This window comes from Streptomyces sp. NPDC057950 (assembly GCF_042887295.1).
GTDB classification, from domain to species: domain Bacteria; phylum Actinomycetota; class Actinomycetes; order Streptomycetales; family Streptomycetaceae; genus Streptomyces; species Streptomyces kaempferi.
On the sequence record NZ_JBHVPP010000009.1, the window covers coordinates 271,885 to 287,051 of the forward strand.

Consider the following 15,167-nt stretch of genomic DNA (forward strand, 5'->3'; position numbering starts at 1 on the left):
GCTCAGCAGACTTTGAGAAAGGCCCTCACATGTCCGACCTGTTGCGCGCACCCGCCGAGATCAAGTACGCCGAGGAACTCGACTGGCTGGAGTCCGTCGACGACAACCCCAAGCCCTTCTCCTGGCGGCTGTCCCCGAAGATGGTCCGCCTGTTCGTCCTGGGCTCCGAGCGTTCCGACGGGCTGGACCGGGAGATCTCCCCGAAGTGGTTCGGCGACCGCAGCTTCGTCGAGCGCTCGATCGTCACCCTGGCCTCCGACCGCGGACTGCTGCTCATCGGCGACCCCGGCACCGGCAAGAGCTGGCTGGCCGAGCTGCTGTCCGCCGCGATATGCCGCAGCTCCACCCTGGTCGTCCAGGGAACGGCCGGCACCACAGAGGACCACATCAAGTACTCCTGGAACGTGTCCATGGTCATCGCCAAGGGCCAGTCACGGGAGTCGATGATCCCCTCACCGATCATGACCGCGATGGAGACCGGCGCGATCGGCCGTTTCGAGGAACTCACCCGCTCCACCAGCGACGTCCAGGACGCGTTGATCTCCATCCTGTCCGAGAAGTACATCTCGGTGCCCGAACTCGACAGCGACGGCATCGTCTTCGCCAAGCCCGGCTTCTCGATCATCGCGACCGCCAACAGCCGTGACCGGGGCGTCAACGACCTGTCCTCGGCCCTCAAGCGCCGCTTCAACTTCGTCCGCATCCCGGTGGTGACCAACAAGAAGAGCGAGGCGGAGATCGTGCGCTTCCGCACCGAGGAGCTGCTGCGCCGCCACCGGATCGAACTGGACGTGCCGCCCACGCTGCTCGACGTGCTGCTGCAGAGCTTCGCCGACCTGCGCGCCTCGGCGGCCGCGGCCGGCAGCGACGACGAGAAACTGGAGTCCGCGCTGTCCACCGCCGAACAGATCGGCGTGCTGGAGGACGCGATCCTGCACGGCAATTTCTTCGGCGAACGCTCCCTGACCGCGCACACGCTGGCCTCCTCGCTCGTCGGGTCGCTGGCCCGGCGCGAGCCCGAGGACCTGGCCATCCTCAACAAGTACCTGCACGGCGTCGTCGAGCCGCGCAGTAGGGAAGAGGGCGGATCCTGGCCGGAGTTCCTGGAGGGCGGCCGCGAAGCGATCGCCACCCTGTCATGACGGGCACCACCGAGGGCACCTTCACGGCCCTGCGCACCCAACTGCGGGAGGCCGCCGCGATGTTCGCCGGCGGCCCCGACGCCCTGGAGGGCATCCTCCTCGGCCTCGTCGACGACGTCGACCGCGCGGTGCGCGAACCACTGGAGATCTTCCCCGTCTGCCACCACTCGCCGGCCTCGGCGATCGCGATGGCACGCCGCCTGCGGGAGAAGCAGCCGAAGGTCGTGTACCTGGAGCTGTGCGAGGACATGGCACCGCTGCTGACCGAACTGCGCAACTGCCGACTCCCCGTGGCGGTGCAGGCGTTCGCGACCGAGGTCGACGGCTTCCCGGCCGAGTGGTCCCCGCTGTCGGTGGTCGCGCCGATCACCGAGGCCTCCGCCGAGTACCAGGCGATCGCCTACGCCCTGGACACGCCGGGCGTCGAACTGGTCCTCGTCGACCGCTCCTCGGACCACGTCTTCCAGTGGGACGAGCGCGGCACACAGGACGCGGAGCCCGCCGACCCGGACGCACCGGCCGCCGAGGAAGAGGCCGCGCTGCACGGCGACGCGGTCGGCGTGGAGCTGGGTGACCTGCGCCCGCGCTTCGCCGAACTGGAGGAACACCTGCTGCGCCACGGCAGGGTGCGGCACTGGTCCGAGTGGTGGCACCAGTACGTCGAACTGCCGCTCGGCGACAGCGACCACGACACCTACCGCCAGGTCATGCTCCTGATCGGCAGCCTTTTCCGGCGGCTCGCCCCTGGTGACTCCCACCGGGTCCGCGTGGACGAGGACCGGGAACGCCACATGTGGACGAGGATGCGCGCACACCTCGCCGCGACCGGCACCGACCCGGCGGACTGCCTCTACGTCTGCGGCGCCTTCCACGCGGCCAGCAGGGTTGAGGAGTTCGGCCTCCACGGCACCGACACCTTCGAGATCGGCCCGCGCACCGCCACCAAGTGGCGGCACGGCCTGATCCCGTCCAGTCACGCGGCGATCGAGGCACAGTTCGGCCTCGCCGCCGGTTCGGTGTCGATCGCCGCGACGCTCTGGGCGAAGAACGTCGGACGCACCCGCGTTCAGCCGTACCGGCTGGCCGGACAGTCCGGGGCCGGCGCACCGCGGGCCAGGAGGACCGGCGCGGTGACGGCTCCCGTACCGGCGCTCCCGCCCGAGGACAGACTGACCGGATTCCTGCGCCGACCGCCCGTCCTGGACGCGCTGGACGAGGCCGAGCTGCTCGGCTGGTCGGTGGAGGTCGTCCGCGCCGCGCGCCGCAACGGCTACCTCGCCTCCACCGCCGACGCCATCGCGGTGTTCGAGACGTCGATCCTGCTGGCCGGGATGCGCGACCGGGCCAAGCCGACGCCGTACGACTTCCAGGACGCGGCCGTCACCTGCATCGAGAAGGACACCGTGCCCGGCCGCCGGGACGTACGCCGCATCGTGGCGATCATGATGGGCGGCGACCGGGTCGGCCAGGTCGGCTACGACGCGCTGCCGCCCCTGGCCCGCGACGTGCACGACCGGCTCGCGCCCCTGAACCTGGGGCTCCAGCAGCGCGGTGTGCGGCGGGCGTTGCTGGACATGAGTGGCCGGCCCGAACTGGAGCGGTGCTCCGACGTGCTGTGGATGCTGCGCCGTCTGCTGCCGCAGGGCGCCGCACGGCCGATCATGGGCGAGCGGAGACTGGGGGAGCGGTCGATCCAGGAGTCGTGGGACCTGGCGCTCGGCACCCATCAGCGGGCGCTCATCGAGCTCGGCTACGAGGGCGTCAGCATCGAGCAGGTCCTCGAACAGCGGCTGCGCCGCACGGCGTACGCTCCGCGGGCCACCACGGCGACCGTCCTGGAGGCCGTCGAGGACGCGACGCTGTATCTGCGCGGCCGCCGGCTCCCCGACGAGCTGGGCACCCGCGCCCTGGAGGTGCTCTCGGCCGAACGCACCGTGGACGGCGCCCCGGAGGTGCTGCGTCGGGTGCGGCGGCTGCTGGCGTACTACCGCACCGGTGAGCCCGTGCTGCCGCCGTGGATCGAGTCGTTCGTCAAGGCCGGATACGCGCACTACTGCACCCTGTTGCCGACGGCGTTCACCGACGAGGACGCCACCGTGCGGCAGGTGGCGGCGATGCTGGGCTTCCTGTTCAGCATGGAGGGCCTGGCGCTGTCGCTGGGCTGCGACCGGACCCAGCTGGAACTGGCGGTCGCCCAGTCGCACCCGCGTGATCCGTCGAGGACGGCGCTGCTGTGGGCGGCCCGGACGCAGCTCGGGCACCTCTCGAGGGCGGACCTGCGCGCGAAGTGCGACGAACTGCTCGGCAATCCCTTGGTGGTGCCCGCCTATCCGCGGTACCTCAGCGGCTTCGTGCACGCCCTGGAGCCCGTCCCGGGCCTCACCGATTTCGTCGTGGAGGCGGTGTCGAACGCGTTCGGACGGCTTCCGGACCCGGTGCTCCTGCCATGGCTGCCGACCCTGATCAGCACCCTGCGCGCGGGCGGCGCCGAACTGGCCCCGCTGCTGATCCGTGAGGCCGGGCGGATCTTCCCCGGGCGGCTCGCCGCCCTGGACGAATGGGTACCGCCGTGGAAGGCCCAGCCGGAGCCCATGGCCGCGCGTACGGCGCGGCGTCCGGCCGCCGGTGGATACGCCCTGCTCGCCGCCCACCCCGCGACGTGCGACGCGGTGGCCACGCTGCTGGGGTGCGAGGGGACGTGGCGGACGGCGGGCCCCGGCCCCTCGGGCGCCGTGCCGGCGGCACGTCATCCGGACACGGCGGTGGCGCTGGAGGCGCTGCTGACGGGCGGCTGACGCGGAGGCAGGAGCGGGCGGAGGGGCGGTTCCGCGACCGGGACGCCTCTCCGCCGCTCGCGCACGGCCGACAGCCGCCGGGGTGCGGGCAGGACGGCGGGAGGCACCGTGAAAGCACGGTGGCGGCCGCCCCGCGTTCAGGGTGTGGGGAGGCCCGCCGGTCGGGCCGGGCGGCCGAGCCGGACCGGGACACCGGGGGAGTACAGGACGCTCACCGGTTCTCCCTGCGGCGCGGGTACGCCCGCGGCTTCCAGAAGGTTCTCCTCGCAGCTGAGCAGCCGGGCGCGGTGCAGGGGCCAGCGTGGGTGGTCGTTGGGCAGGTATCCGACCTTGCCGAAGAAGGCGTTGTGCATGCCCCAGCGGGCGGTCAGGAAGTGCTCCAGCCCGGTGGGTTCCCGGATCGGTTCGCCCCTGCGCAGGACGATCCGGCTGTGCGCGCCGCGCGGTCCCGGCCAGCGCCGTGCGCTGGTGTAGGTGATGACGTCGTCCTCGGCACGGACGCTCATACGGGACCACAGGTACGGGAGCCGGAAGGCGGTCCGTCCCATCAGTACGGGTACCAGCCGGGCGGCGTCCATGGACCGGAAGACCACGCCGCGCCGCCCGTGCGCGTCCACCGAGTACAGGCGCACGTTCGTCTCGGGGAACGTCCCCAGGTACGGGACTCCGGGGGAGCGGAGCCAGCCGACGCGGTGCATCCGGAACGCGACCAGGCCGACGTAGGTGACGTCGTCGAACACGTCGGGGACGGTTCCCTCGGGCAGCAGACCGGCGACGGTGTCGGGGGCGACCGCCCAGTGGACGAAGGCGAGGTCGAGCCACCGCTGGGTGAGCAGCGGCCTCGGCAGGGCCTTGGGCGCGTACGGGGTGACGGGCTCCGGCAACCGCGGCGTGGTCGGCACGGGGTCAGCATCCCAGACGGGCGCGGGCGGGCCCGGCACACGGTGGTGCCGGGCGTCAGGGCGCCGAGTTCTTCCTGCCGACGGCTGCCGCGTACGCCTGGGACGGGGTCATGGCGACGCCGTTGAGGCTGACCGTCCTGTACCTGCTCACCTTGGCGCAGGACTTCGACTCGTCGGCGGTCTGGGAGTGGGCGTCGGCGGTGGCGGCCTTGGTGTCGGCCGGGGCCCCGGAGGCGCCTCCGGGGAAGGCGGTGCCGCTGGTCCAGTCCGTACCGATCACCAGGGTCAGTCCGCCGGCGGTGCCCTGTTCGAGGTGGGATGAGGAGAGCCCCAGCGCGCGGGCGGCGGTCTGGGCCTCGGCCTTCTTTCCGGTGCCGTACGTGAGCGTGGTCCTGGCCGCGCCGCCGGGGGCGTTGCCGGTGGTCGTACGCGAGCTGAAGCCCCGGTCGATCAGGGCGCCGGCGACGGCCGAGGCGCGGCCGCTGATGCCCGTGCCGTTCTCCACCGTCACCGCGATCCGTGCGACGGGCACCGGGGAGGCCGTGGCGGTCGCGGTGGCCCCGGCGGACGGCCTGCCGGAGGCGCCCGTCAGGGACTGGTCGTCCGCGATGGTGGCGAACAGGCTCCGGGCGGCCGGGGCGGCCACGACCCGGTCGCTGTTGTTCGGGTCGGGCGTCGTCTGCATGGTGGCGAAGGTGATGTGCTGGGCGGGGACCTTGTCCAGGTCGGTGGCGAGCCCGACGAGTTTCTTGACGCTGCCCAGGCCGGTGTCCACGGTGAGGGCCTTGGTGGCGGCGTCGGCCAGCTTGTAGACGGCCGCGGGGTTGGTGAGGGTGCCGGCGCTCTTGAACTTGCGGATCATGGAGCTGAGGAAGATGTGCTGGGCGTAGGTGCGCCCCAGGTCGCTGCCGTCGCCGAATCCGTGGCGTGAGCGGACGAACTCCAGCGCGGCGACACCCTTGAGGGTGTGGGTGCCCTTGGCGAGCTTCAGGTGCGAGTAGGTGTCGTAGACGTTGGCGTCGACACACGCGGACACCCCGCCCACCGCGTCCGACATCTTCACCACGCCCGCGAAGTCGAGCTGGACGAAGTGGTCGATGGGGATGCCGGTGAGCTGGTGCACGGTGGCCACCTGGCACGCGGGACCGTACTGCAGAGCGCTGTTGACCATGCCGGTGTAGCCGGCGGTGGACGTACCCGTCGCGCTGTTCTTGCAGGCGGGGACGCTGGTCACGGTGTCGCGGGGGATGCTCATCACCGTGGCGTTGGACCGGTCGGCGGAGATGTGCAGCACCATCTCCACGTCCGCGTTGCCGCTTCCCGACTGCACGCCCGTCTGCGAACAGCCGCCGCCGAGTTTGCAGTCGCTCGCGCTGGTGCGGCCGTCGCTGCCCATCACCAGGATGTTGATCGGTGTCCGGCCGAAGGAGTCGGCCTTCTCCTTGCCCGCGCTGTCGCTCGCCGTGCCGTCGGTCAGCGGGACGCTGTGGAGGTTGCCGTTGAGGTGCTCGTAGAACCACCATCCGGCGCCCGCGGTGACCATGAGGAGGAGCGACAGGGATATCGCGGCCGTCCGCAGGATCCGTCTGCCGCGCCGGGCGGGCCGGGCGCGACGGCGGGACGCGCCGCGGCGCGCCCGACCGTGTGCCGCGGACCCGGCACGTGTCGCGGAGCCGGAGGCGGCCCGGCCATCCGTCCCGGGAGCGGCGGGTTCCTCGCCCGCACGCTGCCGGGGCACCGCCGGCGCACGCCGGCGCGTGGCCCGTCCGACGGGGCCGTCCCCTGGGTCAGTCATCTCGCACTCCCACGAAACGGTCGGGCCGCTCAGGCCGTCGGTGCTGTGGCGAAGGGGGATTCCGGGGGATTCCCACTTGCTTGCGTGGTTGCGCAATATAGCAATCGCATATGACAACCCTCGGGGCGCCCGGCTTCTCCACGGTGAACGGCCGTGCTCCACCCCCCTCGGCGGCCGATCCAAGCACTGATTCCTGTGGGGACGCCGGGAGGGGTGGTGCGGGTGGGCGGTTGGCCGAGAGAGCGAGGACCCCGGGTGCGGGGCCGGTGCGAGGGGGCGGAGTCCGCCGGTTCCGGAACCGGCGGACTCCGCCGTTCCTAGAACGGTTCCGGGAGGGGTTCGGGGAGGGGCCCGGGAACGGACAGGGACACCCGGGCCGACCCGCCGCGGACCCGCTCGACGAGTCCGGCGTACGCGGCGATCATGCGGGTACGGCTGAACCGTTCGCGGCTGAGGGCGAGGGCCTGGGCGAACTCGGCACCGCGCTCCACCGCCTCGGACCATGCCTGCGCGACCGCCTCGGCGTCGAGCGGGGTGAGGAAGCCGTGCCCGGCGACGATCGAGGCGCAGTCGCCGACATCGGTGGCGACCGGGACGGCGCCGCACATCATGCCCTCGATCAGCGACAGGGGTGCCGCCTCGCCGCTGGAGGAGGTCAGGGACACCACGTCGGAGGCGGCGTAGACGATCTCCATGTCGTCGCGTACACCGAGCAGCGATATGCGGTCGGTGAGCGGGGTCTCGTCACCGAAGGCGGCGAGCATGTCCTCGCGCAGGCCGGCGTTGGCGCTCGTCATCCCGGCGCCGCACATCAGAACGCGGCCTTCGGGCTGCCGGCGCAGCCAGGAGCGGGCCGCGCGCAGGAACAGCGGCACGTTCTTCATCCCGGCGTAGCGGGCCGCGAAGACGATCACGGGCGCGTCCGCCGGCACCCCCAGCGACGTCCGCAGCAGAGCGCGTCCGAAGGGGTCGGGGCGGTAACGCAGCAGGTCCACGCCGTTCGGAATGACGTGCAGCAACTCCGCCGGGATCCCGACGGCCGCGTACGCCGCCCGGGTCGACTCGGCGCAGCAGATCGCGGCGGCGATCCGGCCGTCGGCGACCGCGGTCCTCAGTTCGTCCAGGGCCGCTCCCTGGTTCTCCGGATCGGAGCGGTGCAGGCACACCACGACGGGCCGTCGGGGCAGTCCCGCCTGGTTGAGGAGGCCGAGCGGCTGCTCCTTGAGCGACAGGATGACGTCCGCGCCCGCCATGGCGCGGGCGGTGGCGGCCAGTTCCGGCCCGGTGAAGGCGTCCGGGCCGCCGGGCGCCCCGTGGCTGCGGCCCAGGGAGGTGACCGGAACGCCGGCGCCGGTCAGCGACCGGAAGCAGACGTCGTCCTCCATCCGCTGCCGGGTCGCCTCCCGATACATCTCGCCATTCACGCTCAGCACCGAGTGGCGCTGACCGCCCTCATGGAGCCCCATCACCACATCGCTGTGCAGGATCCGGGCCCCGCCCGAAAAGAATCCTTCGTAGATCGACAGCACACGCAGTTCGTCCATCACGCGCACCTCACGGCCCGTCTCGCAGAAAGGGAGGAAACCTTTTCAACCCCTGTGATCTGCGGGTTAGCCGCTATGGACACAAGAGAAACTTGCGCGCTCGTGAACTCGCCGTTTCGAATTCGGACACGTTCGGTTACGTCGCACCGTAGGGCCGGGCGAGGGGGAAATGGCCGGGAGGCGCCGGGGGGTGTGCCATCCGCACACGCGCTCGGTGGTAAAGAACAGGCCAGAATTTTTCGGGACCGGGAGGCCGCTCAGCGCTCCGCGACGTTGGCGGTGAGCAGGCGCAGGAGGTGCTTGGCCGTGGCGTCCTGCTCGGGGGTCAGACCCATGGCGTCACCGATGGCGAGGGCCCCGCGCTCGTCGTCACCGGCGAGGCCGACGTCCTGCGCGACGAGGGCGAGGCCTACGCCGACAAGCTCCGCGAAGCCGGCGTCCCCGTCACCGCGGTCCGCTATCAGGGCATCATCCACGACTTCGTGATGCTCAACGCCCTGCGTGGAACACACGCCGCCGAAGCCGCCATCGGCCAGGCGATCACCACCCTGCGGGCGGCCCTCGGTACGGTCTGACTCCGTCAGGGCCCTGGGTCCCGGACTCCCGGTAACTGACTCCGGATCACTGATTCCGGATCACCGACCCTGGAACACCGACCCTGGAACACCGATCCCGGATCACCGATCCCGGATCACCGATCCCGGATCACCGATCCCGGATCACCGACCCCGGATCACCGACCCCGGCTCCCGCGACAAGGGTCTCCGGGGTCGGCCGCGTCGCCGGACGCTCAGGAGTGATTCCCGTCGGCCCGGAACAGTCGCGAGAGCAGGTTGTCGAGGGTGGCCCGCTCGTCGTCGCTCAGCGCGCCCAGTGCCTGGTGGGTGGCGTGCATCCCGTCCCGGACGCGCGCCACGACGGCCGCGCCCTCCTCCGAGAGGATGACGTTCTTCACGCGGCGGTCGGTGGGGCTGGCCTCGCGGTGGACGAGACCGCGGGCCTCCAGGCGGTCGATGATCCCGGTGATGTTCGACGCGTCGCAGCGGAGCGTGTCCGCGAGGGACCGCATGGGGGCGGGACCCTGGCGCAGCACGTTGAGCGCCTTGGCCTGGCTGTAGGTGAGACCGTGCGCGGCGGCGGCGGTGGTGAGATCCGCGTAGAGGCTGACCATGGACGCCCAGAGGGTGTCGAGCAGCACGGCATGGGTGACGCCGGGGTGCCCGCCGTCCGGCGCCTCGGTGGCGCGGCTCGTTCCAGATGTCGCGGACATGGGATCAGCGTACCTGAAACTTGACTACCTCAACCTTCGATGCTTACCTCTGTCCGGTTACTTGAAGACCTCAATCTTCAACAGCTTGCAGCTTTGTATGGCTCCCAAGAATTTGCTCCGAAGGAAGAACGCCGTGACACCCTCCGATCGCGTGGCGCCCGGACGCCGCGCAGGCGACCTCTCGCTGGTCCTGGTCCTCGGCCTCGCGGCCATGATCGTCTCGATGATGCAGACCCTCGTCGTACCGATCCTGAGCATCATCCAGAGCGATCTCGGTACCAGTACCGCGAACGTCAGCTGGGTCACCACCGCGACCCTGCTGTCCGCCGCGGTCTTCACCCCGCTGCTCGGCCGCTTCGGCGACATGCACGGCAAGAAGCCCACGCTGATCGGCGTGCTGCTGCTGATGATCGCCGGTTCGGTGCTGGCCGCGACCACCACGTCGCTGCTGTGGCTGATCGTCGGCCGGGTGCTCCAGGGCGCGGCCACCGCGATCTTCCCGCTCGCCCTCTCGGTGCTGCGGGAGGAGATGCCTCCGGCGAAGCTGCACGGCGCGATGGCGATGGTCAGCGGAACGCTCGCCGTCGGCAGCGGATTCGCCCTGGTGGCGGCCGGACTGCTCACCCGGGGCGCGGATCCCGACTACCACCGGGTGTTCTGGCTCGCCGTGGCCCTCGCCGTCGTGGCCCTCGTCGGCGTCATCCTGCGCGTTCCCGCCTCGCGCTCGACGACCGGCGGCCGTACCGACTGGCTCGGCGCGGTGACGCTCGCCGCGCTGCTCGTCCTGCTCCTGCTGCCGATCTCGCAGGGACACGAGTGGGGCTGGTCCTCCGCGCGCACCATCGGTCTGTTCGTCGCGGCCGTGGTCATGGCGGCCGTCTGGGTGTTCGTGGAGCGGACGGTCCGCGGGCCGATGGTGGACATGCGGATGTTCGCCCATCGGCCGGTGCTCTTCACGAACCTCGCCGGTCTGTTCCTCGGGTTCGCGATGTTCTCCCAGTTCATCGGCGTGGCCTATCTGGCGCAGATGCCGAAGGGGCTCACGGGGTACGGGTTCGGCGCCTCGGTGCTGCGCGCCTCCGTCGAGTACCTGCTGCCCACCACGGTCGTCTCGCTGCTCGCCGCGCAGTTCGGCGGGATCCTGGTCGGACGGATCGGGGCGCGGTTCACGCTGGCCATCGGCGCCGTGTTCGGTGTCGCCGGATTCGCGTGGCTGACCGCCGCGCACGACACCTCCGCCTCGGTCATCCTCGCGGGCCTGCTGATCGGCGTGGCCATCAGCTTCGGGTACGCGGCCATGCCCGCCCTCATCGTGGCGAGCGTTCCGCACCACCAGACCGGCATCGCCAACGGCCTCAACTCCATCTCCCGTTCCGTCGGCAGCGCGATCGCCAGCGCGGTGATCACCTCCCTGCTGGCGTCCAGGACGATCGCGCACCTGCCGGCCGGGGTGCCCGCGCTGCCTGCCGAGAGCCAGTTCACCCTGAGCTTCGCGATCGCCGGTGCCGCGTTCGTGCTGATCGTGGTGGTCGCGCTGGTCGGCCTGACCCGGGGCGCGACGCCGGTGCGCGTGACCGACCACGAGGCCGCGCCGGCGGGGCCGGTGACCGGAGAGGCCGCCGGAGCCGTGGCCGGACCCGCCGTCGCGGGGGCCACCGAAGAGGTCACCGGACCCGCGGGGGAGAGGGCCGAGGAGAAGGCGGACGCCGCGACGACCTGACCGGGGGACGCCTCCCTCGCCTTTCCGGTCATCCCCGGTGGACCGGGCACGGCCGGGAACGCCTCGCACCGCCCGTCGGCGGCCGCGAGCCGTTCCCGGCCGTCGTCGTGTCCGCGGGGGAGCGGACCACGCGGCCGTGTTCGGCTTGCCCTTGGAAACCGATCGGTTTACTCTGGCCCGGATAGGTAAACCGATCGGTTTCTCATTTTCGGGAGTTCTCATGACATCCATCGAAGGTTCCGTCGCCCTGGTCACCGGCGGCAGCCGGGGCATCGGCCGGGCACTCGTCCAGGGCCTCTACGAGCGCGGCGCCAAGAAGGTGTACGCCACCGCACGCGACCCGCGGACCGTCACCCACCCCGACGCGGTGCCGCTGGCCCTGGAGGTGACCGACCCCGCGTCCGTCGCCGCGGCCGCCGAGCAGGCGCAGGACGTCACCCTCCTGATCAACAACGCCGGCGCCTCCCTGAACGCGAACTTCCTCGAGTCCCCCGTCGAGGACGTCCGCCGCGAGTTCGAGACGAACTTCTACGGGCCGCTCCTCGTCACCCGCGCGCTCGTCCCGGTCATCGAGCGCAACGGCGGCGGCCACATCCTCAACGTCCACTCGGTGCTCTCCTGGATCGGCCTCTTGGGCTCCTACAGCGCGTCCAAGGCCGCCTTCTGGTCGCAGACCAACTCCCTGCGCCTGGACCTGAAGCCGCGCGGCATCGAGGTCACCGGACTGCACGTCGGCTACGTCGACACGGACATGGCCGCGCACGTCGACGCGCCGAAGTCGTCCCCCGAGGCCGTCGCGGCGCAGGCCCTCGACGGCATCGCGTCCGGCGCCTTCGAGGTGCTCGCCGACGACCTCACCCGGCAGGTCAAGGCCCAGCTCTCCGCGGACGTCGCCGTCATGTACCCGCAGCTCCTGGCCTGAGCGGGCGGACGCGGCCCGGACCGCCGCTCAGACCGGCAGCAGGCGGCCGATCAGGTCGCCGAGCTGCCGGGCGTTGCGGCACTCGTGCATCTCGACGAGTCCTGCGTACTCGGGCGCCGCGGAGTCGCCCGTGCCCCACTGGGACCGGGGCTCGGGGTTCAGCCAGTGGACGCGCCGGGCCCGTTCGCACAGGCGCCGTACGGCCGGCAGGTTCGGGTCGCCCATGTTCGTACGGGCGTCACCGAGGACGAACACGGTCGAGCGCGTACCCACCGCGTCGGCGTACCGCTCGGTGAACTCGCCGAACGCGACGCCGTAGTCGCTGCTGCCGTGCCAGCCCGTCAGCGTGGCCTCCGCCCGGATCCGGGCACCCAGCCCCTCCGGGTCGGCCGCCCCGTGCACGAGCAGCCCCGTCACCTCGTCGGTCCGGTTGACGAAGGCGAACACCCGTACCTTGCTGAACTGGTCGTGCAGCGCCTGCACCAGCAGCATCGTGAAGTCCGAGAAGCCCGACACCGACCCCGACACGTCGCACAGCAGCACCAGTTCGGGGCGGACGGGCCGCCGCCTGCGCAGCACGGGCCGCATCGGCACCCCACCGGTCGACAACGACGCGCGCAGTGTCCGCCGCAGGTCGATGGTGCCCCGGGCGGCACGCCGGCGGCGGGCGGCGAGCCGGGTGGCCAGCTTGCGCGCGAGCGGCTGAACCACCGCGCGCAGCTCGGCGAGCCGTTCCCGGCCCGCGAACAGGAAGTCCACCCGGTCGACCGTCGGGGCCACCGCGCGCCGGGCGGTCTCGTCCCGGCCGCGCCGCTCGGCGACCCGGCGCCTCGCCTCCGTGGCGACCAGGGCGCGGAAGACCTCGATGCGCCGCCGGATCTCGTCCTCCAGCAGCCGGTCGGTGAACCCGGCCGCACCGGTCCGTGCCCGGACGTCGTCACGGGCGCGCGCCATCAGGGTCTGCGGCCGCAGCCGGTCGAGCGTCTGGTACGAGGACCAGCCGTCCGACCCCGGCGAGGAACCGTATCCGCCGAAGCCGTCCACCGCCTCCACCGCGAGCCGGGCCAGCAGGGCCGTGTCGTTGTCGGCGAGCGCGGCCGCGAGGCGGTCCCGCAGCTCCGCCCGGTCGGCGGCGGGCGGACCGGCGCCCGCCGCGCCGGATTCCGGCACCCCGACGATCCGCGGGAAGTACAGGTCGAAGGCCGGATCGAAGACCCGGCGCTGCGCCGTGCTGTGCAGCAACGCGGCGGCGAGACCCTCGCGCAGCCGTTCCCGGTCCGTCAGGCCGAGCGCCTCCATGGCGTGGGCGGCGTCCACCGTCTCGCCGGTGCCGATCCGTACGCCGTGCGAGCGCAGCGCGCCTACGAGTTCCGTCAGCCGTCGCGTCACTCCGGCCGGCGCGTTCACATGGCGTCCAGATCGAGTTTGGCGGCCGCCTTGAGCATGTCGTCCTGGTGCTTGAGGAGCACGCCGAGGCTGTCGCGTACGACGGACTCGTCGAGGGTGCCGGCGCCGAGCGCGAGCAGGGTGCGCGCCCAGTCGATGGTCTCGGCGACCGACGGGACCTTCCGCAGGTCCATCTCGCGCAGCGCTCCGACCACCCGGACCACCGACCGTGTCAGCGCCTCGTCGAGGCCCGGCACCTTCAGCCGTACGATGCGGCGCTCCAACTCCTCCTCCGGGAAGCCGATGTGGAGGAAGAGACAGCGGCGGCGAAGTGCCTCGGACAGCTCGCGGCTCGCGTTCGAGGTGAGCACCACGAAGGGCCGGCTGGTCGCGGTGATCGTGCCCAGCTCGGGGACGGTGACCTGGAAGTCGCTGAGCACCTCGAGCAGCAGACCCTCCACCTCGACGTCTGCCTTGTCGGTCTCGTCGATCAGCAGCACCTTGGGGCCGTCGCCGCGGATGGCGGTCAGCAGCGGCCGGGGCAGCAGGAACTCCTCGCTGAAGATGTCCGTGCGGGCCTCGTCCCACGTCTCGTCGCGGCCCGCGCTGATGCGCAGCAGCTGCTTGGCGTGGTTCCACTCGTACAGCGCCCGGGACTCGTCGACCCCTTCGTAGCACTGCAACCGGATCAGCCGGGCCCCGGCTACCTGGGCGACGGCCTTGGCGAGCTCCGTCTTGCCGACCCCGGCGGGGCCCTCCACCAGCAGGGGCTTGCCGAGGCGGTCGGCGAGGAAGACGGTGGTGGCGACCGCGGGCGACGCCAGATAGCCGGTCTCGGCGAGGCGCGCGGAGACATCGTCGACGGACGTGAACAGCAACGGGGCCTCCAGTGCGGTGCGGGCGAGGGCGGGCGCACTCTGCGAACATGACTATCCAAGCGCTTGCTCAGTCATCTGTCACCTGTGCCCCGGCGCATGTGACGACGCCCACTCACCCACGGTAGACCGATCGGTTTCCCCGCTGTGTTCCCGCGCGGTAGCCTTCCCGTATGGCCACTACAGACAAGGCGTCCACGAGGGACCGGCTGCTGGACGCCGCGGCCGACCTCTTCTACAGCGAGGGCGTCTCCGTGGGTATCGAGGCGCTCTGCAGGACGGCCGGTGTCTCGAAGCGGTCGATGTACCAGCTTTTCGCCGGCAAGGACGAGGTCCTGGCGGCGAGTCTCGAACGCCGGATCCCCCTCCACGAGGAGCAGCTGTCGCCCCCCTCGGCGGTCGACGGAACACCCCGCGAGCGGATCCTGCGCGTCTTCGAGCGGATGGAGCACCTGTCCACGCGCCCCGAGTACCGCGGCTGCCCCTTCCTGGCCGCGCTGGTCGAGCTGAAGGACCCCGAGCACCCGGCGAGCGTGGTCGCCGGAACGGCCAAGGGCCGCCTCCAGGAGATGTTCCGCGCCGAGGCCGAGCTGGGGGGCGCGCGTGACGCGGCGTTCCTCGCCCGGCAGTTGATGCTGGTCTTCGACGGCGCGAGCGCCCGTGCCGGGTCCCGTATCGAGACCCTGGACGACGGCCTGGCCACGACGACCGTGACACTGCTGCTGGACGCGGCGGGCGTCGGCTGACCACGACGACGGGCCGCCCGCGGCGACGGAGCTGTCGGCCGGGCGGACGCCCCCCCGGTGCCCCGGCGGT

The 15,167-nt window shown here is 71.7% G+C and carries 11 protein-coding genes and 1 pseudogene; 6 read left to right on the top strand and 6 right to left on the bottom strand.

Annotation, left to right across the window (positions count from 1 at the left end):
- Positions 1–29: 29 nt before the first annotated feature.
- Positions 30–1,142, top strand: coding sequence for an AAA family ATPase (locus ACFVTC_RS17595; RefSeq protein WP_381922221.1), 1,113 nt, complete (start codon positions 30–32; stop codon positions 1,140–1,142).
- A complete protein-coding gene (locus ACFVTC_RS17600) occupies positions 1,139–3,937 on the top strand; it encodes a hypothetical protein (protein WP_390127788.1) in 2,799 nt (932 codons plus the stop codon). Before ACFVTC_RS17595 ends, ACFVTC_RS17600 begins: the two co-directional genes overlap by 4 nt.
- Positions 3,938–4,074: 137 nt before the next feature.
- On the opposite strand, the gene ACFVTC_RS17605 is transcribed toward ACFVTC_RS17600, so the two are convergent.
- The 3 genes from ACFVTC_RS17605 to ACFVTC_RS17615 all read right to left on the bottom strand — a co-directional run bounded on the left by ACFVTC_RS17605 (position 4,075) and on the right by ACFVTC_RS17615 (position 8,178).
- A complete protein-coding gene (locus tag ACFVTC_RS17605; protein WP_390127790.1) occupies positions 4,075–4,839 on the bottom strand; it encodes a YqjF family protein in 765 nt (254 codons plus the stop codon).
- A gap of 55 nt (positions 4,840–4,894) precedes the next feature.
- A complete protein-coding gene (locus ACFVTC_RS17610; protein ID WP_390127791.1) occupies positions 4,895–6,634 on the bottom strand; it encodes an LCP family protein in 1,740 nt (579 codons plus the stop codon).
- Between the two features lie 317 nt (positions 6,635–6,951).
- Positions 6,952–8,178, bottom strand: a complete 1,227-nt coding sequence (locus tag ACFVTC_RS17615; protein ID WP_390127794.1) for a glycosyltransferase — start codon at positions 8,176–8,178, stop codon at positions 6,952–6,954.
- Positions 8,179–8,525: 347 nt separating this feature from the next.
- Here ACFVTC_RS17615 and ACFVTC_RS17620 point away from each other — a divergent pair.
- Positions 8,526–8,753 (top strand): annotated as a pseudogene (locus ACFVTC_RS17620) (alpha/beta hydrolase); the annotation flags it as partial.
- Positions 8,754–8,968: 215 nt separating this feature from the next.
- Here ACFVTC_RS17620 and ACFVTC_RS17625 read toward each other — a convergent pair.
- Positions 8,969–9,448 (bottom strand): MarR family winged helix-turn-helix transcriptional regulator, encoded by a 480-nt coding sequence (locus ACFVTC_RS17625; protein ID WP_390127796.1) that lies wholly within the window; start codon positions 9,446–9,448, stop codon positions 8,969–8,971.
- A gap of 133 nt (positions 9,449–9,581) precedes the next feature.
- On the opposite strand from ACFVTC_RS17625, the gene ACFVTC_RS17630 reads away from it, so the two are divergent.
- Both ACFVTC_RS17630 and ACFVTC_RS17635 read left to right on the top strand, forming a co-directional pair.
- Positions 9,582–11,168 (top strand): MFS transporter, encoded by a 1,587-nt coding sequence (locus tag ACFVTC_RS17630; RefSeq protein ID WP_390127798.1) that lies wholly within the window; start codon positions 9,582–9,584, stop codon positions 11,166–11,168.
- 220 nt (positions 11,169–11,388) lie between these two features.
- The gene (locus tag ACFVTC_RS17635) at positions 11,389–12,090 is read left to right on the top strand and encodes an SDR family oxidoreductase (RefSeq protein ID WP_390127800.1); all 702 of its coding nucleotides are present in this window, start codon (positions 11,389–11,391) and stop codon (positions 12,088–12,090) included.
- Between the two features lie 27 nt (positions 12,091–12,117).
- Here the strand turns inward: ACFVTC_RS17635 and ACFVTC_RS17640 are convergent, their stop codons facing one another.
- Together ACFVTC_RS17640 and ACFVTC_RS17645 are read right to left on the bottom strand one after the other, a co-directional pair.
- A complete protein-coding gene (locus ACFVTC_RS17640; protein WP_390127802.1) occupies positions 12,118–13,497 on the bottom strand; it encodes a VWA domain-containing protein in 1,380 nt (459 codons plus the stop codon).
- Positions 13,494–14,351: a MoxR family ATPase gene (locus tag ACFVTC_RS17645; protein ID WP_168534241.1), complete on the bottom strand. Its 858-nt coding sequence runs from the start codon at positions 14,349–14,351 to the stop codon at positions 13,494–13,496. The genes ACFVTC_RS17640 and ACFVTC_RS17645 overlap by 4 nt, the downstream gene beginning before the upstream one ends.
- 173 nt (positions 14,352–14,524) lie before the next feature.
- Between ACFVTC_RS17645 and ACFVTC_RS17650 the strand changes: the two genes are divergently transcribed.
- A complete protein-coding gene (locus ACFVTC_RS17650) occupies positions 14,525–15,097 on the top strand; it encodes a TetR/AcrR family transcriptional regulator (protein WP_390127805.1) in 573 nt (190 codons plus the stop codon).
- The last annotated feature ends 70 nt before the right edge of the window (positions 15,098–15,167 follow it).